The organism is Mycobacterium conspicuum (genome assembly GCF_010730195.1).
GTDB classification, from domain to species: domain Bacteria; phylum Actinomycetota; class Actinomycetes; order Mycobacteriales; family Mycobacteriaceae; genus Mycobacterium; species Mycobacterium conspicuum.
Window position 1 is genome coordinate 3,865,252 of sequence record NZ_AP022613.1, and the last position, 22,819, is coordinate 3,888,070.

Below are 22,819 nucleotides of genomic sequence, written 5' to 3' on the forward strand. Positions count from 1 at the left end.
TGCCTCCAGCCAACGCCATGGGGAATCTAACATGTCGGCCCGGTTGCGCAGGCGAGTCATCTCCGGGGACCAGTATGACAAGGATGTAGGCTTCGTGACGCTTCATCGCGGAAGAATTGCCGGTGACATTCCCTGCCTCGTCACCGCCCGCCGGACCGGTGTGCTGGCCATGCGGATCGGCGCTTGTCGGCAACGGTGGCTGCGCTAGGGGGTTATCTTGATCTCGCCAGCGGCGGGGTCGGACCGAAGCCGTGCAGATCGGGGAGAAAAGTTTGCGCATCGGGGAAATTACGATCGGCTCACTGGGTGATTGGCAGCCGACCCCGGGGTCGCTCGTCTCCTGGCACCCGACGGCCGCGGCCGCCGAAATGGCCCGGCGTGCGCCGGTCAGTGCCGTGCCGGTCAGTTACATGCAGGGCCAACATCTGCGCAACTATCACAACCGGACGGCGGCCGGGCTCGGCTTTTCCCGGCAAATCATCGCGGCGTGTTCGGTAGCCGGCCGGTGCGACATCTCGGCCATGAACCATGCCGTCAATGCATACCTGCGGCGGCACGACACGTTCCACAGTTGGTTCGAGCACGCCGGTAACGGAGAGTTCATCAGGCATACGGTCGACGAACCCGGCGCCATCGAGTTCGCGCCGGTCGAGCACGGCGAAATGACGGCTGAGGAAATACGCGCGCACGTCGTGGCCATCCCGAACCCGCTGGAGTGGGGCTGCTTCACCTTCGGGATTGTCCAATGCGAGGGCTACTTCACTTTCTTTGCCGCCATGGACCATGTTCACGGCGACGCGACGTTGATCGGCACAACGATGCTCGAGGCCAACGGAATGTATGCGGCGTTGAGCGCGGGCGGCGAGCCGCTCGCGCTTGCCGACGCCGGGAGCTTTGACGATTTCTGTGTCCGTGAGCGCCAGCAGACGTCAACGTTGACGGTGGATTCGCCGCAAATACGCGCGTGGATTGACTTCGCCGAGAACAACAATGACGGGTTCCCCGAGTTCCCCCTGCCGCTGGGCAATCCGTCGGAACCCGGTGGCAGTGAGATTGTCTCGGAACTCCTGATGGACAACCGACAGACGGAGCGCTTCGAATCAGCCTGCACGGCCGTCGGCGCCCGTTTCATCGGCGGTTTGTTCGCCTGCTTCGCCCTGGTGGAGCACGAGTTCACGGGTGCTCTGACCTATTACGGGCTCACTCCCCGGGACACCCGCCGAACCACGGACAACTTCATGACGCAAGGTTGGTTCACCGGCCTGGTCCCCATTACCGTGCCGATCGCCGCGGCCAGTTTCGGCGAGGCGGCCTGGGCGGCGCAAGCGTCTTTTGATTCGGGCCAGCATCTGGCGAAGGTGCCGTATTACCGCGTATTGGAATTGGCGCCGTGGTTGAACTGGCCACGGCCGGATTTTCCGGTATCGAATTTCTTCCACGCCGACGCCGCTCCCCTCAACGCCGTTCTTGCGGCCGCGGACCTCGGGCTGGCGAACGACATCGGGATCTACTCGGACGGCCGGTATTCGTATCAGCTGACCATCTACGTATTCCGGTACGGGGAGGGCACGGCGATGGCGATCATGTTCCCCGACAATCCCGTTGCCCAGAAGTCGGTTGCGCGCTACATGGACGCGATGAAATCCGTGTGCACGCGGGTCGCCGACAGCGGACACTGGGGACGCGTCGCGTAGTGGACGCGTAGTTTGGTGGACCCGGTGGTAGCGGAGTAGTGGTGAGGTCGATATGCGGCGGCTAGCCGATTTTGTGGTGCGGTGGCCCTGGATAGTCATCGGGCTGTGGGCGGTGATCGGGGTCGGGCTCCCGCTGACCTTCCCATCGCTGGACCAGATGGCCCAGAAACATCCGCTCACCATGTTGCCCGCCGACGCTCCGTCGAACATCACCGTGCGAAAGATGACCGAGGCGTTCCACGAATCGGGCTCCGAAGACCTGCTCTTGGTGGTGCTGACCAGCAACAACAAGGGTCTTGGCCCCGCCGACGAAGCCGTTTACGGCAAGCTCGTGGACTCGCTGCGCCAGGACACGCGAGATGTCGTGATGTTGCAGGATTTCATCAGCACGCCGCCCCTGCGTTCGGCCATGACCAGCGAAGACCATAAGGCCTGGGTGCTGCCGGTCGGTGTGGCGGGCGAATTGGGCACCCCGCGCTCGTACGCCGCTTTCAATCGGATCAGCGACATCGTCAAACACGCGGTCGCCGACACGCCGCTGACGGCAAACCTCGCCGGCCCCGCGGCGACCGTCGCCGATCTCACGGTCGCGGGCGCGCACGACCGGCTTCCGATCGAGCTGGCGATCGGTGCCCTGGTGCTGATCGTCCTGCTGCTGGTTTACCGCAGCGCCGTGACGATGCTGCTGCCGTTGATCACGATCGGGTTGTCCCTGGTGATCGCGCAGTCGCTGGTGGCGGGCTACTCGCAGGCGACCGGCACGGGCGTCTCCAATCAATCCATCGTCTTTCTCAGCGCCATCATGGCGGGTGCCGGAACGGACTATGCCGTCTTTCTGATCAGCCGATATCACGACTACCTGCGGTCGGGCGCGGACTTCGATCAGGCGGTCAAGAAGGCGATGGCCTCGATCGGCAAAGTGATCGCCGCGTCCGCCGCCACCGTGGGAATCACCTTTCTCCTCATCAGCTTCGCCAGGATGGGCATCTACAAAACGGTCGGCGTGTCCTCGGCGATCGGGATCGGCGTGGCGTTCCTCGCCGCATTGACGTTGCTGCCGGCGATCCTGGTGCTGGCCGGGCCCCGGGGCCTGGTCAAGCCACGGCGCGAACTGACCGCTCCGTTCTGGCGGCGTTCCGGCATCCGGATCGTGCGTCGGCCCAGGGTGCATCTGGTTGCCAGCGTGCTGGTGCTGATCATCCTGGCCAGCTGTGCCGGTTTGGTGCGCTATAACTACGACGATCGCAAGGCCCTACCGGCCGCTGCCCCGAGTTCCGTCGGGTATGCCGCGCTGGACCGCCACTTCCCGGTGAATCAGTCCATTCCGGAATACATCCTCATCCAGTCGCCGCGTGACCTTCGCACGCCGCAGGCCCTTGCGGACTTGGAACAGCTGGCCGACCGGGTCAGCCAACTGCCGAACATCGCCGTGGTCAGCGGCATCACGCGTCCCACCGGCACCGTGCCGGAGCAATTCAGGGCCACCTATCAGGCAGGCGCCGTCGGCAGCATTCTGGCCCGCGGATCCACGCTGATCAACGGTCACACCGACGACCTCAACAGGCTGGTCGACGGGGCCGGCACGCTGGCCAAGAATCTCAACGACGTGCGGGGCCAGGTCGGCATGCTGGCCAACAGCATCCAGGGCCTGATCGACGCCTTCTCGATGTTGCGAACCCAATACGGGGGCGACACCTTGGTCAAGGAGGTCGACACCGCGGCCAAGCTGGTCGACCACGTGAACTCGCTCAGCAATGCGATGGGCTGGAACTTTTCCGCCGTCAAGGACATGTTCGGCTGGATCGGCCCGGTGCTGGCGGCGCTGCAGGGCAACCCGGTCTGCGATGCCAATCCGTCGTGCAGCGCAACGCGCGAAAGATTCGAGCAGATGGCCGGCGAGCGCGGCCGAGCCGACGTCGACGCGATCAACGATCTGATTCACCAACTGCAGACACCCCCGGACAGACAGACGTTGAACGCGGCGATCACTCGTCTGCGCAGCGCCATGACGGACGTCGCCAAGGCGATGCATTCGATGGGGATGGACCAGCCCGGTGGGCTGCAGGCCAACCTGAACAGCATGCGCCGCGGCGCGGATCGGTTCGCCGGTGGCAGCCAGCAAGTCGCGGAGGCGGTGGCCCAACTCGTCGACCAAGTCAAACAGCTCGCCGGCGGCCTCGGTGAGTCGGCGGCGTTTCTGCTGTCGCTGAAACACGATGCGGCACAACCGGCAATGGCCGGATTCAACATCCCGCCCCAGCTGCTGCATCTAGAAGAGTTCCAGAAGGCCGCCAAGGTATTCATCTCGCCGGACGGCCACTCGGTGCGGTACTTGGTGCAAACCAAATTGAATCCGTTCAGCACCGAGGCCATGGATCAAGTCAACGCCATCACTGCGACCGCGCGTGGGGCCCAACCGAATACCACATTGGCCGACGCCACCGTGTCGATGGCGGGATACACCGCCACGCTGAAGGACACTCGCGACTACTATCAGCACGACATCCGGTACATCATCGTGGCGACCCTCCTTGTGGTACTGCTGACCTTGATTGCGCTGCTCCGTGCGATCGTCGCACCGCTGTATCTGGTTGCTTCCGTGGTGATTTCGTATCTATCGGCAGTGGGCATCGGCGTTCTGGTATTCCAATTCCTACTCGGCCAGCAACTACATTGGAGCGTGCCTCCACTGGCATTCGTGGTGTTGATCGCGGTGGGCGCCGACTACAACATGCTGCTGGTCTCTCGAATGCGTGACGAGTCCCCGCACAGCATGCGTTACGGCGTCATTCGAACCCTGGGTTCGACGGGCGGTGTGATCACCGCGGCGGGGTTGATCTTCGCCGCCTCGATGGGCGGTCTGTTGTTCTCCAGCATTGGCACTGTGATTCAAGGCGGTTTCGTGATCGGTGTGGGGATTTTGCTGGATACCTTCTTGGTGCGCACCATCACGGTTCCGGCCATCGCCGCGCTGGTCGGGCGGGCGAACTGGTGGCCGTCGCGCGCCGGCGTGGGTTAGCGCGCACCCGATGATGTATGTGAAACTGGAGCAGCCGAACGGTCAGGGGCAGGGATGAAGATGTTCCTCGCGGGAGTCACGACGCTGGTAACTGTCGGCGCCACAGGATGTTTCGGCTGTGTCGGCATGGCGACGGTGTCGGCCGACGACACACCGCCCCCGGGGGCGCCGGGACCCGGGCTGTCTTCCGACGGGACGGCGTTCGCGCTGGGCGGCGCTCACGTGCTGGGCATCCCCTACGACGAGTACATCCGCCGCGAGGGGGCGCACTGGTTCCCCAACTTGGAGCGGCTCAACGTCGGGTACCCGGCCGGGCAGGTTCAGGGTCACGTGCTGGAACGCCTCTTCCCGGGCATAGGCCGACTCAACGAATACTTCCCGGGTGCCGGGTTCGACGGTCCCAGCCTCGGCGAGTCGATCGGCGTGGGGGCCGACAACCTCGACGCCGCGATCCGCAAGGGTGGCCGCGGTGTCGCGATCGGTCTCTCCGAGGGCTGCCTCGTCCTGGATGAAGAGCAGGCCCGGCTGGCGAACGACCCGACGGCGCCGCCGCGTGATCAACTGAGCTTCGCCACCTTTGGCGACCCCATCGCGCGCACCCCCTTCGGCCAGAGTTTTCTGACCTCCGCCTTCCCGGTCGGCAGTGTTGCACCGGCACTCGATTACCCCGTGCCGCCGCCGTTCGAGAGCCAGTACGACACCAGGGTTTTCGTTTCTGCCTACGACTCGATCGCCGATTTCCCCGACCGGCCGGACAATTTGTTCGCCCTCGGCAACGCGCTGATGGGCCTGGCCACCGGTCACACCGCGGTGGCATTCACCAGCCCGGACCAGGTCCCGCCGCAGAACATCCGGACGACGGTCAATTCCAAAGGCGCGACGACGACGACGTATTTGATTCCTGAAAAACATCTTCCGCTCGTCATGGGGTTGACGTATCTCGGGGTCGACGAGGACACCCTCAACAAGCTCGACGCCATCCTGATACCCCGGGTGAACGCGGGCTATTCGCGCAACGACGATCCGTCCACGGCTCCGATCCAGGTGGACCCCGTGCACGGGTTCGACCCCCTGGCCATCACCGAGCCGGCCAACGAGGCGACCTTTGGCGCCGGCGATCCCCTTTCGCAAATGCTCAACAGTGTCGGGGCGGCGTTTTCTCACCCCGCAGGCTGACAAGGCCCCCCAGCCGTCGACGAGTTACTAACGGAATTCACGTGACGAATATGCCCCAGTCATCCATACTCTCGATGCTGCACGGGCGCGCCAGCCTGCGGCCGGACGAGGTGGCATTCACGTTTACCGACTACGTGGACGACTGGACGGGTGTTCCCCAGAGCCTCAGCTGGTCGCAATTGTCCAGCGCGACAATGGATGTGGCGGGCGCGCTCAGCCTGCACGCGTCGGTGGCGGACCGGGCCGTGATCCTGGCTCCCCAGAGCCTCGAATACGTTCTGGCGTTCCTGGGCTCCTTGCAGGCCGGGCTGATCGCGGTGCCGCTACCGTTGCCGCACCGCGGCTCCAACGATGAGCGGGTGAGCACGGTGCTCGCCGACACGTCGCCCACCGTGGTGCTCACGACGTCGGCGGCCGCGGACGACATCGCCAAATATGTTGACCAAGCGCGCCTCGACACCGTTCCCACGATCCTCCAAATCGATTCGTTGAACTGCGACGCCGAGGGCGGACCGCCGGTTCGGACGGCTGATTGGCCCAATGTCGCGTATTTGCAGTACAGCTCAGGCTCGACCCGGCAGCCCACCGGGGTCATGATTTCGCACCAGAACCTTCAGGTGAACTTCGAGCAGCTGATGCAGAACTACTTCGCGGGCACCGACCCGAGGGTCCGCTCCAATACGACGTACGTAAGCTGGTTGCCCTTTTACCACGACATGGGTTTGATGCTGGGGATCTGCGCACCAATCCTGAGCGGCCAACGCGTCGAGCTGAGCAGTCCGATTTCATTCCTGGAAAGACCGGCCAGATGGATGCGATCCCTGGCCGCGACCCCGCACACGTTTTCCGCCGCGCCGAATTTCGCCTTCGATTTGGCCGCCCGCAAGACAACCGACGCCGACCTGGCCGGACTCGACCTCGGCTTGGTGCAGGGGATCATCAACGGTGCCGAACGCGTCGAGCCGGCGTCGTTGCGGCGCTTCGTTGATCGGTTCGCACACTTCAATTTCCGCGACGAAATGGTCCGCCCCTCATATGGTTTGGCGGAAGCAACCGTCTTCGTGGCGACCAGCACCTGGGGCGAATCAGCCGAGGCGGTTCGCTTCGATCTCGGCGAGCTGGCCGAGGGCCGCGTGCAAAGGTGCTCGGCGGGGCGCGGCACAGAACTGGTCAAATACCAAGTGCCGCAATCACCCACGCTGCGGATCGTCAACTTCGACACCAACCGCGAATGCCCGCACGGCACGGTCGGCGAGATCTGGGTACACGGCGAGAATGTGGCCGACGGCTACTGGCGCGAACCGCCCGAGGAGCAGCGGTGCTTCGGTGCGACGCTCGTCGACCCGTCGCCGGGCACGCCCGACGCCCCCTGGCTGAGAACCGGGGACCAGGGTTTCATCTACGAGGGCGGGCTGTTCATCGTCGGACGGATCAAGGATCTGCTGATCATCCATGGGCGCAATCACTACCCCGAGGACATCGAGGCGACGGTCCAAGCGATCACCCGTGGCCGGGTCGCGGCGATATCGGTCCCGCAGAACAGCACCGAGAAACTGGTCACCATCATCGAGGTCAAGAAGCGAGGCGATTCCACCGAGGACGCGATGCACTGGCTCGCCGCGGTCAAGAGCAACGTCACCTCGGCGATCTCGAATGCGCACGGCCTGAATGTCGGGGACCTCGTTCTGGTATCGCCCGGGTCGATTCCCACCACGACCAGCGGCAAGATCCGGCGCGCCGCCTGCGTGGAGCAGTACCGCCAGGACCGATTCACCCGGTTGGACGCCCAGAAGAACTAGGGCGGGCCCACGTCCGCCCGGCTCGGGTGCACCGAGACCGGGTTGAAGATAATGAGTTCCAACCGCACCCCCAGGACCCCCAAGACCCCCAGGAGCCCCGATGAACACAGCCAGCACCGACCGCCCGCTGCGGGTGATCCAGTGGACGACCGGCAACATCGGGCGACGCTCGCTGCACGCCATCATCGGCCGGCCCGACATGGAGTTGGTCGGGGTGTACGCGCACGGCGCCGACAAGGTCGGCGTCGATGCCGCCGAGCTGTCGGGCTGGCCCGAACCGACGGGCGTGCAGGCGACCAACGACATCGAAGCGCTGCTCGCGCTGCGGCCCGACGCGTGTTGCTACAACCCGCTGTGGCCCAACATCGACGAACTGGTCCGGTTGCTGGAATCGGGGGTCAACGTGTGCACCAGCGCGGCCTGGATCACCGGCGGCAAGCAGACCCCGGCCGATCGGCAACGCATCGAGGACGCCTGCAAGCGCGGCAGCTCGACCATCTTCGGCAGCGGGGCGCACCCGGGCATGACGAACATGGTCGGCATGGTGCTGAGCGCGTCCTGCGAGCGCGTCGACGAGATCCGGATCACCGAGTCGGTCGACTGCTCCACCTACGAATCGGCCGAAACCCAAAGGGCGATGGGCTTTTCCCAAGACCCCGATACTCCGGGGTTGGCCGACAGCGTGCGCCGCGAGAGCGAGGTGTTCGCGGAGTCGGCCGCGATGATGGCCGACGCGATCGGCGCAAAGCTGGACAGGATGACCTTCGACGTCACCTTCACCGCGGCCACCGGCGACTCCGACCTGGGTTTCATGACCATCCCGGCCGGCACCATCGGCGGCGTCTACGGCTACCACCGAGGCTGGGTGGGCGACCGCAACGTCGTCAGCGTCGGGTTCAACTGGACCATGGGCAACCACGTGACCCCACCCAAACCGCTCGAACACGGCCACGTCATCCAGGTCTTCGGGCTGCCCAACATGCGCACCGTGCTGCACTGCCTGCCGCCGAAGGACTGGACCGAGCCGGGCTTCATGGGCCTGGGCATGATCTACACCGCGATGCCGGTCACCAACGCCGTCCCGGCGGTGGTGGCCGCCGAACCGGGGATCGTGACGCTCGCCGACCTGCCACCGGTCACCGGCAGGCTGGCAGGCTGACATGTGCAGCACCACACCGAGCAGACCCCGGAGGAACGCTTGCGTCCTCTAAGGTCTAACATACTTAGCCGAACAAAGGTTTCATTCCATCGACCCGCAATGACGCAGGAAACAAGCTTTGCGGTGGCGCGTTGCAACCCTGGATCGGTGCGCGAAGGGCGGTGAACGAAGATGGGTCGCATTCTCGGCTTACTCAAACGAGCCTGGATACCCGTGGTCTTGATAGTTGTGCTGGCCGTCTCGGCGTTGATCGTGTCCCGGATCCACAGGATCTTCGGTTCGCAGGACCTCAACGCGAACGCCGGCGCCGGGATCAAGATCGTCCAGTTCAACCCGAAGGTCGTCGTTTACCAGGTCGACGGCTCGCCGGGGAGCGTCGCGAACATCAACTACTGGGACGCCGAGGCCAACACGCACCCCGTCAATGCGGTCCCGCTGCCGTGGTCGATCACCGTCTCGACGACGCTGCCGTCGGTGAGCGCGAACATCATGGCGCAAGGCACGGGCGACGAAATCAGCTGCAAAATCACCGTGGACGGTGTCGTCCGCCAACAGGAAAACTCCGACGACCGCTGGGAGAACCACTCCAGCGGCCATAACGCCCAGACCTTCTGCCTGGTGAAGTCCGCATGAGCGATCTGGAGAATCGCGAGGCGACCGACGCCGCTGACACTCCTACGGGCCCCATCGCCGCCCAGGCCGGAGGCGCCGCACCCAGCGAGCGCGCGCACCGCCCGCTCGTTCCGCACCTGATCCGACTGCTCGCGGTGCCGATCGTGCTGGGCTGGGTGGCGATCACCGTGCTGGTCAACATCGCCGTGCCCACGCTGGAGGTCGTCGGCGAGGCGCACTCGGCGCCGATGGCGCCGCTGGACGCTCCGTCGATGCAGGCGATGATGCGGCTGGGCCACAACTTCAAGGAATTCGACTCCAACAGCACGATCATGATCGTGCTGGAAAGCCGGGGCCCCCTGGGTGCCGATGCACACAAGTACTACGACAACCTGATCCGCCGGCTGGCCCAGGACCACAAGCACATTCAGCACATCCAGGACTTCTGGGGCGACCGGTTGACGGCGGCGGGTGCGCAGAGCGCCGACGGCAAGGGCGCCTACGTCATGCTGAACATCGCCGGCAACCAGGGCACCACCCAGGCCAACAATTCGGTCGAGGCCGTCCGCGGCGTTATCGACAAGAACCCACCGCCGCCCGGGCTCGGGGTCTACGTCACCGGCCCGGCCGCGCTGTCCGACGACATGCACGTCATCGGAAACGCCAGCCTGGCCAAGATCACGCTGTTCACCCTTGGCGCGATCGCGATCATGCTGCTGCTGGTCTACCGCTCGATCGGCACCACGCTGATTCAGTTGTTCATGACGCTGGTCTCGTTGATGTGCGCCCGCGGGGTCGTCGCGGTTTTGGCCTATAACAACGCTTTTGGGCTCACCACCTTCGCCGCGAACATCCTCACCATGCTGGCGATCGCGGCCGCCACGGACTACGGGATCTTCCTGGTGGGCCGATATCAAGAAGCGCGGCGCTCCGGCGAGGACCCAGAAACGGCGTACTACACCACATTTCGCGGCGTGACCCCGGTGGTGCTCGGGTCCGGACTGACCATCGCCGGTGCGACCTACTGCCTGAGCTTCGCGCGTCTGCCCTGGTTCAACACCATGGGCGCGCCGGTGGCCATCGGCATGCTGGTCGTGGTGCTGGCCGGCGTGACGCTCGGTCCCGCCATCGTCTTTTTGGGCAGCAAGTTCGGCCGCTTCGAATCCAAGGTGGCGGCCAAGCGGGGTCGCCTGTGGGGGCGGGTGGGCACCGCGGTGGTGCGCTGGCCGCTACCGATCCTGGCCGTGAGCGGTGCGGTCGTCCTGATCGGCATGGTCGCCCTGCCGAGCTACCACACCAGCTACAACGACCGCTACTACCTGCCCACCTCGGCGCCGTCGAATCAGGGGCAGGCCGCAGCCGACCGGCACTTCTCGCAGGCCCGGATGAACCCGGACATGCTGATGATCGAGGCCGATCACGACATGCGCAACACCGCCGACATGCTGGTGTTGGACCGGGTCGCCAAGAACGTGATCCGCGTCGTGGGCATCGCCATGATCCAGGACATCACCCGCCCGCTGGGCATCCCAATTCAGCACAGCTCCATACCGTTTACGAACAGCGTCCAAAGCCAGACGACCATGCAGAACATGGTTTTCCTCAAGGACCGCATCGCCGACATCCTCAAGTTGGCCGACCAGTTGCAGGTCAACATCGACATCACGGAACGCCAGTACGCGGTGACGAAAGATCTTTCCAATGCTGCCGACGACAGCGCGCGAACCACGGCAGAAACATCGAAGATCACCGACGAATTGCGCAACCACTTCGCCGATTTCGAGGACATGTGGCGGCCGATCAGGTCCTACTTCTATTGGGAGAAGCACTGCTACGACATTCCCATCTGCTTCTCGTTGCGGTCGATCTTCGACTCAATCGACGGTTTCGACCAGCTGGCCGAGCAGTTCCATTACCTCACGACCGACATCGAGCACACCGCCTCGGCCACGCACGCGCTGATGGCGCTGTTTCCGGAATTGATCGCCTCGCAGAAGGCCACCAAGGCAATCACGCTGACGCTGTATCAGACGTTCTCGGCGATGATCAACCAGATGGAGGACATGAGCAAGACCGCGATCGTGATGGGACAAAGCTTCGACCAGTCGCAGAACGATGACATGTTCTACCTGCCCCCGGAGGCATTTCAGAATCCCGACTTCCAAACCGGGCTGCGCATGTTCCTATCACCGGACGGCAAGTCGGCGCGGTTTTTCATCACCCACCAGGGCGATCCGATGACACCGGAAGGCATTTCGCGGGTCGACGCCGAGCGGACGGCCGCGCAGGAGGGGCTCAAGCAGTCGTCGCTGTCCGACGCCAAGGTCTATCTGGGCGGCACCGCCGCGACCTTCAAGGACATGCACGACGGCGCCAAGTACGACCTGATGATCGCGGTGGTCGCGTCGTTGACGCTGATCTTCATGATCATGCTGCTGCTCACCCGAAGCGCGGTCGCCGCGCTGGTCATCGTGGGCACCGCGGCCAGCTCGATCGCCGCGTCCTTCGGCCTGTCCGTGCTCATCTGGCAGGACCTGTTCCACTTCCGGATCCACTGGATCGTGATGGCGTTGTCGGTCATCATCCTGCTGGCCGTCGGGTCCGACTACAACCTGCTGCTGGTCTCCCGGTTCCGGGAAGAGATCCACGCCGGCCTCAAGACCGGCATCATCCGATCGATGGCCGGCACCGGTGGGGTGGTGACGGCCGCGGGTCTGGTGTTCGCCTTCACCATGGCGTCCATGCTGGGCAGCGAGCTGACCGTGCTCGGTCAGTTCGGGTCGACGGTGTGCATCGGTCTGCTGCTCGACACGCTGGTCGTGCGCACGCTGCTGATGCCGTCGATCGCCACGCTGCTGGGCCGATGGTTCTGGTGGCCGCAGGTCGTCCATCCCCGCGGAGAGAATGCACGCCCCAAGGCAGCGCCGAGCGCGGTGCCGGCGGCGTCAAGCTAAATCGACTGGGAATCATACGGTTTCGCGGGCGGTTTCGCGTAGCCCGAACCGGCCGTGCACGCGCGTCAGCGACCGGGGCGCCCACCAGTTGAGTCGACCGAGTATGTGCATGAAAGCCGGCACCAGCAGCATCCGCACCAGCGTGGCGTCGATGAGCACCGCCAACGTCAGTCCCAGCCCGAACATCCGCATGAACGACACCTGGGCGCCTATCAACGCCGCGAACGAGATCGCCATGATCAGCGCCGCCGCGGTGATGACCCGCCCGGTGTGGGCCACACCCAGCGCCACGCTTTCGTCGTTCGCGGCCGAGCCCCGATCGGAGGCCAGCCAGTACTCCCGAATGCGGGAAATGAGGAAGACCTCGTAGTCCATCGAGATGCCAAAAGCGATGCAGAACAACAACACCGGGATGTCGACTTCCAGCGTGCCGGTGACCGCGGTCCCCAGCGCATGCAGGTGGCCTTCCTGAAACACCCACACCAGCGCGCCAAACGCGCAAGTCAGCGACATGATGTTCATCAGCACCGCCTTGACCGGCAGGATCGCGCTGCCGGTTAACAGGAACAGCACCAGCAGGGTGATCCCCCCGATGATCCCCAGCACCAGCGGCAGGCGCGTGGTGATCGCATGCACGGTGTCGCGGTTGCTTTGGGCTACACCGGCCAACTGCACCGCGCTGCCCAGCGGGGCGGGTACCGCGTGCAGCCGCCGCAGCTGAACCGCTGAGGCATCGGAGAATAACGGCGCGGCGCTGTGCACGGTCACGAACGCGCTGCCGTCCTTGATGCCGCTCGGTCCCGCCGGCGGCGCCGCGAGCCCGCCGTGGACGAAGGTGCCGCCGGGCGCGGAGACCGCCGAGACGTCCGGCACCCTGGACAGCGCGGCGGCGTAACCATCCAGATCCGTCGAAGTCACCCCCCGGGCGTCCGGCAGGACCACGGTGATGTCGGGCACGCCATTGCCGGGGAAGTCGGCCCGCAACTGCTCACCGACCGCGCGCGCCGAGGCCGACGACGGCAGCACGCGCTCGTCGGAAAAGCCCCAATGCACCCCGAGAAACGGGATGCCCAGCGCGAGCAGAACTGCGGTGACGCCCACGACGATCGGGATCGCGTGACGCATGACGGCTTTGGTCCAGCGATACCAAAACCAGCGCTGCACCGGCAGCCGTTGGGGCCCTTGAGGATTCACGGGGCGGCCATGGATTTTGCGCAGCAGTCGGCGGAAATTGAGGGAATCGAGTCGATCGCCCAGCAGCACGATCGTTGCGGGGGTGACGACGATCGCCGCGGAGGCCGCGAAAGCGACCACCGCCACCCCGGCGTAGGCGAACGATTTGAGGAAGTACTGCGGAAAGAGCACCATGGTGACCATTGAGAGCGCGACGGTGACCGCCGAGAACAAGACCGTGCGGCCCGTGGTCACCATCGTGCGGACCAGCGCCGCGTCGCGGGTTTGGCCTTCCGCCAGCTCATCACGGAAGCGGGTGATGATCAGCAGCGTGTAGTCGATGGCCAACGCCATGCCCATGGTGATGGCCAAGTTCAGCGCGAAGATCGAGACGTTTGTGAACAACGCTATGGCGCGCAGCGACGCCATGGTGCCCAGGACGGCGAAGGCGCCGACGGTCACCGGCAACGCCGCCGCCACCACGCCACCGAACACCCACGCCAGCACCAAGAAACTCAGGGGCATCGCCAGTGATTCGACGAGCACCAAGTCCTGTTCGGTTTGCGCGTTGATCTGCCAGAAGACGGTGGCTTCCCCGCCCGCGCGCAGCCTGACCCCGTCGCGGTCGTGCACCAGCAGATCCGACAGCTGCTTGGCGTTCTTCTGTGCGCGTACTTCGCCACCCGAGATGCCGGCGATGATCAGTCCGGTCTTGCCGTCCTTGCTGATGTAGGACGACGCGGCCGACGGCGGAACGGTCCAGGCCGACGAGACCTGCCCGGCATTCGCCGAATCCTTCAGCCGCCCGACCAGCTCGGTGGCCACCGCCGTGGCCCGCGGGCCTTGTGCCCCGTCGTCGGCGGTGACCGTGATGATCATGTCCATGTCGCCCTGCCCGAACTTTTGCGCGAGCAGGGCTGCGGCCCGCGACGATTCGGCGTTGGGATCGCGCATCCCGCCTGCCGACAGCGAGCCGATCACCGGGATGCCGAAGATCGCGATGGCGGCCATCACCAGCACGGCGACCGCAAGGACGCGCCGGGGAGCAGCAAGGGCGAGTCGCGCGATTGCATTCAGCAAGCCATGCTCCTTCCAGTCGTCCGCGACCGGGCCCTCAGCAGTATGCTCCCGGGCCCCCGGCTCGCCGACGGTTCAGGCTCACGTTGGCAGGCCCACGCACACCGCAACGGCTCCAGCACCGACATGCAGGCCGAGCACCGGACCCAACGAGGTGACGATCGCCGGCTCGCAACCCGGCAGCCGCTGCGCCAGCGTGGCGGCCACCTCGCTCGCACCGTCGGGATTGGCGACGTGGTGTACTGACAGCGCCGCCGAACCGTCGCCGACCACCTCGCACACCCGGTCGATCATGGCCGCCGTCGCGTTGCTGACGGTGCGAACCCGTTGGGCCAGAACAAGTTTGCCGTCGTCGATGCGCAGGAGCGGCTTGAGCGCGAGCGCGGTGCCCAGCCAGGCCTGCGGCCCGCCGATGCGGCCGCTGCGGCGCAGGTTGTCCAGCCGGTGCACCACGATGAACGCGTGGCTGCGGCCCACCGCCGAACGCGCGGCGTCGGCAACCGCGTCCAGCTCGGCACCGTCGGCCGCGGCGCGCGCGGCGGCCAGTGCGACGAATCCGGTGCCCATCGCGGCGGATTTGGAGTCGACCACCCGGATCGCGGGGTCGAGGTCGGCCGCGGTCCGTTCGGCGGCGCCAAAGGTTCCCGACAATGCCGACGAAATGTGCACGGCCACCACGCCGTCGCCAGCGCTGTCGCGAAGCGCCTGCTGGTAGGCGTCGGCCAGTTCGGCCGGGGTGGCCGCCGCGGTCGTGGCGTGGCGCTGGTACAGATCGTCGGGGATTTCGTCCACGCCGTCGCGCAGGTCGACCCCGTCGAGCAAGATGTGCAGCGGAACGACGCAGATCCCCCACTTTTCGACCAGATCGGCGGGCAGGCACGCCGCCGCGTCGGTCACCACCATGACGGTCACGGGTGCGGCTCGTTCGGTGCGGGAGATTTTCCGAAAGCCTCGGCCAGCGCCTTGAGCATCAGCTCGGCGACCGCCCGGTGCGCCTCGAAATTCCAATGAATCCCGTCGGGATTACCGCGTCCGCTCATCACCTCGTCGCCGACGGCCGCCTTGAGGTCTACCACCGGAATGTCATGGCGCTGAGCCCATTCCGTGATTGCGGCCACCGTGCCGGGGCGGCCTCGGTGGGCGCGACCGTATGTCGGTGCGACGTGCACCGACGGAATCGACGCCACGATCGGTATGCCCGGACGGTTGAAATCGATTGCCGCGCGGGTCTGTTCGAGGTACTCCGCGGTGAGGTGCGGCGGTAGCGCGGGCCGCGCGATCGGCGACAACCGGGGCTGCAGCCACCCGTAGCCGTCGCGTGCCCAGCGCCGCAGCCACGGCGGCCGAACGTAGCGGATCAGCTCCCGCAACGCGGTCGGCAACACCGACGGCAGCGAGTCCATCCCGCAGGTCGCGAAGATCACCGCGCCCGCCCTGGGCAGCGCCGCCCAGGCCCGGGGGTCCTGGGTGGCCGCCCACCAGATGTCGCGGCAGGTCCAGCCGATGCGCCCGATCAGCTCGAGATCCCAACCCAGTTGCGTGGCAACGATATTGGGCCAGATCCGCGGATCGTCGGCGGGCAGGCCCCCGCTCGGCCCGTAGTAGGACAACGAGTCGGCGAAGACCAGCAGCGTCGGCCGTGCCTCGGCGGAGCTATAAGACATCGTTGGCGACCTGCGCAGAGGCGTTCCACACGTCCAACCGCCAGCGAATGCTGTCGAAATCGGCGTCCGAGCTACCGGCATGCCCGCTCAGCTGCACCCAACTGGCGTTGCCCATGCCGCCGAGAATCGGCCAGTTGTCGACCGGCAGCTTGAGCAACGCGGCGGACAGGGCGGCGATCAATCCGCCGTGGGCCACCAGCACGACCGGTCGATCGGGCCCGTCGGGATCACCCCATTCCGGCGCGCCGGAAACCAGCTCGGCGACGACCGGGACGCTGCGGGCGGCGACATCGACGCGGCTTTCCCCGCCGTGCGGCGCCCACCTGGCGTCGTCGCGCCACGCCAGCCGGGCGCCCGGGGCCTGCTGATCGACCTCCGTGTGGGTCAACCCCTGCCAATCGCCCAGGCACGTCTCACGCAGCCGCGGGTCGACCCGGACCGACAGCCCGGTCCGCTCCCCCAGCGTGATCGCCGTGTCGTAGGCGCGATGCAGATCCGAGGAAACGATCAGCAACGGCGGCAGCTTGCCCAGCACTTCGGCGGCGGCGACCGCCTGCGCGCGACCCAGTTCGGTCAGCGCGGAGTCCAGCTGTCCCTGCATCCGGCTGCCCGCGTTGAAGTCGGTTTGGCCATGCCGCAGCATCACCAGACGACGGATCCTCATTGCCCGCTCGCCGAGTCTTCCGGGTCTGCTGAGTCTGCTGAGTCTTCTAGGTCCACCGGCACCACCGGACAGTCGCCCCACAGCCGGTCCAGGGCGTAGAAGTTGCGGTCGTCCTGATGCTGGATGTGCACGACGATGTCGCGGTAATCCAGCAGGGTCCAGCGGCCTTCCCGGGCGCCCTCGCGGCGGGCCGGCTTGTGGCCCGCCTTGCGCATCTTCTCCTCCACCTCGTCGACGATCGCGTTGACCTGCCGCTCGTTGGACGCCGAGGCGATGACGAAGCAGTCCGTGATGACCAGCTGCTCGGAGACGTCGATGACGACGACGTCGTTGGCGAGTTTTGTCGCGGCCGCGCCGGCCGCCACCGTCGCCATGTCGATGGCTTCCCGGGTCGCGGTCATGTGTTGTTCCCCGCGGCCAGCCGCGGCCCAGCAGGGTGGGCGCGCGGGGACAGGTCGCCGCGATAGAGCCGGCGTTTGGATACGTATTGCACGACGCCGTCGGGCATCAGGTACCACAGCGGCCGGCGCTCTTCGGCGCGGCGACGGCAGTCGGTCGACGAAATGGCCAGCGCCGGGATCTCGACCAGGGTCAACGCGTCCTCGGCCAGATCGCCCAACACGCTGGTGATGTGCTCGTCGCGCAGCTCGTAGCCGGGCCGGCTGACCCCGATGAAGCGCGCCAAGTCGAACAGCTCTTCCCAGCCTTGCCACGACAGGATGGAAGCCAGCGCGTCGGCGCCGGTGATGAAGTACAGCTCGGAGTCCGGGTTCAGCGCGGACAGATCCCGCAGCGTGTCCCGCGTATAGGTGGGACCGGACCGGTCGACGTCGACCCGGCTCACCGAAAACCGCGGGTTGGACGCGGTGGCGATCACGGTCATCAGGTAGCGGTCCTCGGCCGCGGACACGTGCCGCTCCTTCTGCCAGGGTTGCCCGCTGGGCACGAACACCACCTCGTCCAGCTCGAACAGGTGCGCCACCTCGCTGGCCGCGACCAGGTGGCCGTAATGGATGGGGTCGAACGTCCCACCCATCACGCCCAGCCGGCGGCGGTGTTTTTGCACGGTTTGCCAGCTTACTTGAGCAACCGATCGGGACCGATTTCCCAGCTCGCACCACAACAGCCCGGTCGGTTGTGTAGAAGGGTGTTGTGGAGAATTTGCCGCTCGGGTCAGCTGATCCGGCACAGCTCGCCGGAGCGGCGATGCAGCGAAGATTCATCAGTCGGTCGGCAGTCAAGGGCGAGATCTCGCTGCCGGCCGTTCCCGGCATGATCGACGAGTACGTGGACATGTGTGCGACGATCTTCGCGCGCGTGGGCAGGGAATTTTCCGACACCGAAATCGCTCATCTCCGGACGGTGCTCGACAGTCAACTGGCGAACGCCTATTCGGCCTCCCCGCGTTCGAACATCGTGATCTCCTACGAGGCCGGCGTCGGGGCGACCCTGCGCTATGAGGTGGCGCCCAGATGGTGGACGGTGGAAGCCGCCTACGAGGACTGGATCAGCACCCGACAGCCGCCGCTGTTCGGCACCGAACCCGACGCTCGGGTGTTGGCGCTGGCCAGCGAGGCCGCCGATCCCAGCACGCATCGGATCCTCGACATCGGCGCCGGGACTGGGCGCAACGCGCTTGCCTTGGCCCGACGCGGACACCCCGTCGACGTGGTGGAGATGACCCCGTCGTTCGCCTCGATGATCCGCTCCGACGCCGAACGTGAATCCCTCGACGTGTGGATCCTCAATCGTGATGTGTTCACGGCCACCGACTATCTGCGCCGGGACTATCAGCTGATCGTGCTCTCCGAGGTGGTGTCCGACTTCCGGACGACGCAACAGTTGCGCAACCTGTTCGAGCTCGCCGCCCAGTGTTTGGCGCCCGGCGGCCGCTTGGTGTTCAACGCCTTCCTACCGCGCGGCGACTATGTACCCGACCGGGCCGCGCGTGAGTTCGGCCAGCAGTCCTACACCACCATGTTCACCCACGACGAGATGTCAAGTGCGGCAGCGGGATTACCACTTGAGCTCGTCGCCGACGACTCCGTATTCGACTACGAACGAGAGCATCTTCCCGCGGGCGCCTGGCCGCCGACCAGCTGGTACGCCGACTGGGTCAGCGGCCTCGATGTATTCACCATCGAGCGGGAGCGGTGCCCGATTGAGATGCGCTGGCTGGTCTATCAGAAGGCGCGGTAGCGCGCTCAGACCGGCAGCAGCTGATCGATCACCGTGGCCAGCTGCTTGGCGGAGCGGCATTCGTGCATCGTGATCACCTCTTGGTAGCGCGGCACCGCCGAGTCGCCGCTGCCCCACAGATGCTTGGGCTCGGGGTTCAGCCAGTGCGCATGCCGGCTGGCGTTCACCATGTCGGCGAGCACGTCGATGGCCGGATCGCGGTAGTTGGTGCGTCCGTCGCCCAGCACCAGCAGCGAGCTGCGCGGCGAGAGCACGTTCGGATTGGCCTGTAGGAACGACACGAACGCATTGCCGTAATCCGAATGACCGTCGCGGCTGTACACGCCGGCCTCCCGGGTGATCCGCTGAATCGCCACCGCGAGGTCGGCCTCCGGCCCGAACATGTGCGTCACCTCGTCGGTGGTGTCGATGAAGGCGAAGACCCGAACACGCGAGAATTGTTGGCGCAGAGCGTGTACCAGCAGCAGGGTGAAGTGGCTGAACCCGGCGACCGAACCGGACACGTCGCAGAGCACCACCAGTTCGGGGCGCGCCGGGCGTGGCTTGGCCAACACCACATCGATCGGCACCCCGCCGGTGGACATCGACTTGCGCAGCGTCTTGCGCAGATCGATCGAGCCGGCGCGAGTGCGGCGCCGGCGGGCCGCCAGCCGGGTCGCCAGGGTGCGGGCCAGCGGTGCCACCACCTTGCGCATATTGCGCAATTGCTCACCGGAGGCGCGCAGGAATTCGACGTTCTCGGAAAGCTGTGGGATGCCGTACATTTGGACGTGATCGCGGCCCAGCTGCTCGGCGGTGCGGCGCTTGGTCTCGGCGTCGACCATCCTGCGCAGCTGAGTAATCCGTTGCGCGGCAAGGGCTTTGGCGATCTGCTCCTGGGTCGGAGTGGGTTCGTCGCCGTAGGGGGCCAGCAGTCCCGCCAGCAGCTTGCCCTCCAATTCATCCAGCGCCATCGCCTTGAGCGCCTGATACGACGAGAACGACGGCCCGCGGCTGGAGTTGTATTTGCCGTAGGCCTCGACGATCCGGGCGATCATCGCCACCAGCCGCTCGTCCATGTCGGCGAGCTCGGGGTTGTCGTTGAGCAGATCCAGCAGCATCTGGCGCATGGCCTCGACGTCGTCGGGCGGTAGGCCATCGTCTTCGCCGGCATCCCCGCCGTCCTGGTCGTCCAACACCACCGCGCGCGCCCCCAAAGCCGGCGGGAACCACAGGTCGAACATGGCGTCGTAGGTGTCGCGGTGATCCGCCTGGTGCAATACCGCGCAAGCGACACCCTCGCGCAACACCTCACGATCGCCCAGGCCGAGGGTGGCCATCACCCGTCCGGCGTCGACCGTCTCCGACGGGCCCACCGAAATCCCTGCCCCGCGAAGCGCTTCGACGAACCCCACCAGATGTCCGGGCAGGCCGTGCGGCGCGAGCGGTCGGGTGGGCCGGATGCGGCGGGCGGCCACTAGTTCAGCCTCAATTCCCCGGCCGCGCGTTGCTGATCGGACTGGTGCTTGAGCACCACGCCGAGCGTCGCGGCGACGACCGCGTCGTCGATGGTGTCCAGCCCCAGCGCCAGCACGGTGCGACCCCAGTCGATGGTCTCGGCGATCGACGGCAGCTTCTTGAGCTGCATCCCGCGCATCACGCCGATGATGCGCACCAGCTCCTCGGCCAGATGCTCGGGCAGCTCGGGGACCCGGGACAACAGGATGCGGCGTTCCAGGTCGGGGCTGGGGAAGTCGATGTGCAGGAACAGGCAACGACGCTTGAGGGCCTCGGACAGTTCCCGGGTGGCGTTGGAGGTCAGCAACACGAACGGGGGGCGCTCGGCGGTGAGGGTGCCCAGTTCGGGCACCGTCACGGCGAAGTCGGAGAGCACCTCTAACAGCAGGCCCTCGATCTCGATGTCGGCCTTGTCCGTCTCGTCGATCAGCAGCACCGTCGGGTCGGTGCGCCGGATGGCGGTCAGCAACGGGCGCTGCAGCAGGAACTCCTCGCTGAACACGTCGTCCTTGGTGCTCTCCCAGTCCCCCGAGCCGGCCTGGATGCGCAGGATCTGCTTGGCGTGGTTCCACTCGTAGAGCGCGCGAGCCTCGTCGACACCCTCGTAGCACTGCAGCCGGATCAGGCCGGACCCGGTGGCCTGGGCGACCGCGCGCGCCAGCTCCGTTTTGCCCACGCCCGCCGGCCCTTCGACCAGCAGCGGCTTACCGAGCCGGTCGGCGAGAAACACCGCCGTCGCGGTGGCGGTATCCACCAGGTAGCCGGTCTCGGCCAGCCGTCGCGAGACGTCGGCGATATCAGCGAACAGCGGCACGGGCCGGGCTGGCACGGTCACGATCAAATTCTCCTAAGCACTCAGGCCGGACGGGTCTGGCCGTCTCCCCAAGCGATCCACTTGGTCGAGGTCAATTCGGGCAGCCCCATCGGGCCGCGGGCATGAAGCTTCTGGGTGGAGATGCCGATCTCGGCGCCGAAACCGAATTGCTCACCGTCGGTGAAGGCCGTCGAGGCGTTGACCATCACCGCCGCCGAGTCGACCGCCTCGGTAAACCGTTGGGCGGCAACCATATTGCTGGTCACGATCGCTTCGGTGTGCCCGGTGCCGTATTCGTTGATGTGGGCGATCGCCGCGTCGACGCCGTCCACCACCGCCACCGCGATGTCCATCGACAGGTACTCGCGGCGCAGGTCGTCCTCGGACGCGTCCAGGTGCACCGTCACTCCGGCGTCCTGCAGCGCGGACACCAGCCGGGGCATGGCGCGGTCGGCGATCGCCGCGTCGATCAACAGGGTCTCGGCGGCGTTGCAGACACTGGGCCGGCGGGTCTTGGAGTTCAGCAGGATTCGCTCCGCCAGCTCCAGGTCGGCACCCTCGTGCACATAGACGTGACAGTTGCCGACACCGGTCTCGATGGTGGGCACCTGCGCGTCACGGACCACGGCGTCGATCAGGCCGGCGCCCCCGCGCGGAATGACCACGTCGACCAGGCCGCGGGCCTGGATCAGGTGGGTGACGGTGGAGCGATCGGCCGCCGACAACAACTGCACCGCGTCGGCGGGCAGGTCCTCGTCGTCCAGCGCGGTGCGCAACACGTCGACCAGCGCCTGGTTGGACCGCGCGGCCGACGAACTTCCACGCAGCAGCACGGCGTTACCGGACTTGAGTGCCAACCCGAACGCGTCGACGGTGACGTTCGGCCGGCCCTCGTAGATCATGCCGACCACGCCCAGCGGAACCCGCTGCTGGCGCAGCGCCAGCCCATTGGGCAGGGTGTAGCCCCGCAAAACCTCCCCAACCGGGTCGGGCAGACCCGCCACCTGCCGCAAACCGGCGGCGATTCCGTCGATACGGGCCGCGTTCAACGCCAGCCGATCAAGCATCGCGGTCGGTATGTTGGCGGCCCGGGCCGCCTCCAGATCTTCGGCGTTGGCCGCGAGGATCCGCTCTGCGTTGGCGGTGATCGCGTCCGCCGCGGCGTTTAGTGCGTGATCCTTGGCGACGGTCGGCAGTAGAGCGAGGGCGCGGGCGGCGACGCGAGCGCGGCGAGCGGCGTCATGGACGTCCTGGCGCAAGTCGGGCTCCCGCTGCTGCGTCGCTCCGCTGCGGGATGGCGCTTGCAGACTCATTGAAT

At 66.2% G+C, this 22,819-nt stretch carries 17 protein-coding genes; 8 read left to right on the forward strand and 9 right to left on the reverse strand.

The window, feature by feature from the left end; all coding sequences use genetic code 11:
* The first annotated feature begins 272 nt into the window (after positions 1 to 272).
* The 7 genes from G6N66_RS17800 (at position 273) to G6N66_RS17830 (ending at position 12,413) form a co-directional block, all read left to right on the forward strand.
* A complete protein-coding gene (locus tag G6N66_RS17800; RefSeq protein WP_085233726.1) occupies positions 273 to 1,694 on the forward strand; it encodes a condensation domain-containing protein in 1,422 nt (473 codons plus the stop codon).
* Positions 1,695 to 1,746: 52 nt separating this feature from the next.
* On the forward strand, positions 1,747 to 4,713 hold the full coding sequence (locus G6N66_RS17805) for an MMPL/RND family transporter (protein WP_085233714.1): 2,967 nt from the start codon (positions 1,747 to 1,749) through the stop codon (positions 4,711 to 4,713).
* A gap of 54 nt (positions 4,714 to 4,767) precedes the next feature.
* A complete protein-coding gene (gene pe, locus G6N66_RS17810; RefSeq protein WP_085233713.1) occupies positions 4,768 to 5,889 on the forward strand; it encodes an acyltransferase PE in 1,122 nt (373 codons plus the stop codon).
* A 50-nt stretch (positions 5,890 to 5,939) separates the two neighbouring features.
* Positions 5,940 to 7,688, forward strand: a complete 1,749-nt coding sequence (locus G6N66_RS17815) for an AMP-binding protein (RefSeq protein WP_085233712.1) — start codon at positions 5,940 to 5,942, stop codon at positions 7,686 to 7,688.
* A 100-nt stretch (positions 7,689 to 7,788) separates the two neighbouring features.
* A complete protein-coding gene (locus tag G6N66_RS17820; RefSeq protein WP_085233711.1) occupies positions 7,789 to 8,847 on the forward strand; it encodes an NAD(P)H-dependent amine dehydrogenase family protein in 1,059 nt (352 codons plus the stop codon).
* 171 nt (positions 8,848 to 9,018) lie between these two features.
* On the forward strand, positions 9,019 to 9,480 hold the full coding sequence (locus G6N66_RS17825; RefSeq protein ID WP_085233710.1) for an MmpS family transport accessory protein: 462 nt from the start codon (positions 9,019 to 9,021) through the stop codon (positions 9,478 to 9,480).
* Complete coding sequence (locus G6N66_RS17830) at positions 9,477 to 12,413, forward strand: MMPL/RND family transporter (RefSeq protein ID WP_163645869.1); 2,937 nt, start codon at positions 9,477 to 9,479, stop codon at positions 12,411 to 12,413. Before G6N66_RS17825 ends, G6N66_RS17830 begins: the two co-directional genes overlap by 4 nt.
* Positions 12,414 to 12,425: 12 nt before the next feature.
* On the opposite strand, the gene G6N66_RS17835 is transcribed toward G6N66_RS17830, so the two are convergent.
* The 6 genes from G6N66_RS17835 to nadD all read right to left on the reverse strand — a co-directional run bounded on the left by G6N66_RS17835 (position 12,426) and on the right by nadD (position 18,057).
* Positions 12,426 to 14,666, reverse strand: a complete 2,241-nt coding sequence (locus G6N66_RS17835) for an MMPL family transporter (RefSeq protein WP_085235065.1) — start codon at positions 14,664 to 14,666, stop codon at positions 12,426 to 12,428.
* A 78-nt stretch (positions 14,667 to 14,744) separates the two neighbouring features.
* Positions 14,745 to 15,575 (reverse strand): DegV family protein, encoded by an 831-nt coding sequence (locus tag G6N66_RS17840; RefSeq protein ID WP_179968289.1) that lies wholly within the window; start codon positions 15,573 to 15,575, stop codon positions 14,745 to 14,747.
* A complete protein-coding gene (octT, locus tag G6N66_RS17845; protein ID WP_085235066.1) occupies positions 15,572 to 16,327 on the reverse strand; it encodes a diglucosylglycerate octanoyltransferase in 756 nt (251 codons plus the stop codon). The genes G6N66_RS17840 and octT overlap by 4 nt, the downstream gene beginning before the upstream one ends.
* Positions 16,317 to 16,991: a glucosyl-3-phosphoglycerate phosphatase gene (gpgP, locus tag G6N66_RS17850; RefSeq protein ID WP_085235067.1), complete on the reverse strand. Its 675-nt coding sequence runs from the start codon at positions 16,989 to 16,991 to the stop codon at positions 16,317 to 16,319. The genes octT and gpgP overlap by 11 nt, the downstream gene beginning before the upstream one ends.
* Positions 16,988 to 17,392, reverse strand: coding sequence for a ribosome silencing factor (gene rsfS / locus G6N66_RS17855; RefSeq protein WP_085235068.1), 405 nt, complete (start codon positions 17,390 to 17,392; stop codon positions 16,988 to 16,990). Before rsfS ends, gpgP begins: the two co-directional genes overlap by 4 nt.
* Positions 17,389 to 18,057, reverse strand: coding sequence for a nicotinate-nucleotide adenylyltransferase (nadD, locus tag G6N66_RS17860; RefSeq protein WP_085235069.1), 669 nt, complete (start codon positions 18,055 to 18,057; stop codon positions 17,389 to 17,391). Before nadD ends, rsfS begins: the two co-directional genes overlap by 4 nt.
* Before the next feature lie 86 nt (positions 18,058 to 18,143).
* Between nadD and G6N66_RS17865 the strand changes: the two genes are divergently transcribed.
* The gene (locus G6N66_RS17865; RefSeq protein WP_085235070.1) at positions 18,144 to 19,190 is read left to right on the forward strand and encodes a class I SAM-dependent methyltransferase; all 1,047 of its coding nucleotides are present in this window, start codon (positions 18,144 to 18,146) and stop codon (positions 19,188 to 19,190) included.
* A 5-nt stretch (positions 19,191 to 19,195) separates the two neighbouring features.
* Here G6N66_RS17865 and G6N66_RS17870 read toward each other — a convergent pair whose 3' ends face one another.
* From G6N66_RS17870 to G6N66_RS17880, 3 genes are read right to left on the reverse strand one after another with little or no spacing between them, the layout of a single operon-like run.
* Entirely contained in the window at positions 19,196 to 20,647 is a 1,452-nt protein-coding gene (locus G6N66_RS17870; RefSeq protein ID WP_085235071.1) for a vWA domain-containing protein, read from the reverse strand.
* The gene (locus G6N66_RS17875) at positions 20,647 to 21,522 is read right to left on the reverse strand and encodes an AAA family ATPase (protein ID WP_085235072.1); all 876 of its coding nucleotides are present in this window, start codon (positions 21,520 to 21,522) and stop codon (positions 20,647 to 20,649) included. The genes G6N66_RS17870 and G6N66_RS17875 overlap by 1 nt, the downstream gene beginning before the upstream one ends.
* A 20-nt stretch (positions 21,523 to 21,542) precedes the next feature.
* The gene (locus tag G6N66_RS17880; RefSeq protein WP_085235073.1) at positions 21,543 to 22,814 is read right to left on the reverse strand and encodes a glutamate-5-semialdehyde dehydrogenase; all 1,272 of its coding nucleotides are present in this window, start codon (positions 22,812 to 22,814) and stop codon (positions 21,543 to 21,545) included.
* Between the last annotated feature and the right edge of the window lie 5 nt (positions 22,815 to 22,819).

Excerpts from the sequence above, each read along its gene's own strand:
- G6N66_RS17805 (WP_085233714.1), top strand. The coding sequence starts at position 1,747 with ATGCGGCGGCTAGCCGATTTTGTGGTGCGGTGGCCCTGGATAGTCATC.
- pe (WP_085233713.1), top strand. The coding sequence starts at position 4,768 with ATGAAGATGTTCCTCGCGGGAGTCACGACGCTGGTAACTGTCGGCGCC.
- G6N66_RS17815 (WP_085233712.1), top strand. The coding sequence starts at position 5,940 with ATGCCCCAGTCATCCATACTCTCGATGCTGCACGGGCGCGCCAGCCTG.
- G6N66_RS17820 (WP_085233711.1), top strand. The coding sequence starts at position 7,789 with ATGAACACAGCCAGCACCGACCGCCCGCTGCGGGTGATCCAGTGGACG.
- G6N66_RS17825 (WP_085233710.1), top strand. The coding sequence starts at position 9,019 with ATGGGTCGCATTCTCGGCTTACTCAAACGAGCCTGGATACCCGTGGTC.
- G6N66_RS17830 (WP_163645869.1), top strand. The coding sequence starts at position 9,477 with ATGAGCGATCTGGAGAATCGCGAGGCGACCGACGCCGCTGACACTCCT.
- octT (WP_085235066.1), bottom strand. The coding sequence starts at position 16,327 with ATGTCTTATAGCTCCGCCGAGGCACGGCCGACGCTGCTGGTCTTCGCC.
- gpgP (WP_085235067.1), bottom strand. The coding sequence starts at position 16,991 with ATGAGGATCCGTCGTCTGGTGATGCTGCGGCATGGCCAAACCGACTTC.
- rsfS (WP_085235068.1), bottom strand. The coding sequence starts at position 17,392 with ATGACCGCGACCCGGGAAGCCATCGACATGGCGACGGTGGCGGCCGGC.
- G6N66_RS17880 (WP_085235073.1), bottom strand. The coding sequence starts at position 22,814 with ATGAGTCTGCAAGCGCCATCCCGCAGCGGAGCGACGCAGCAGCGGGAG.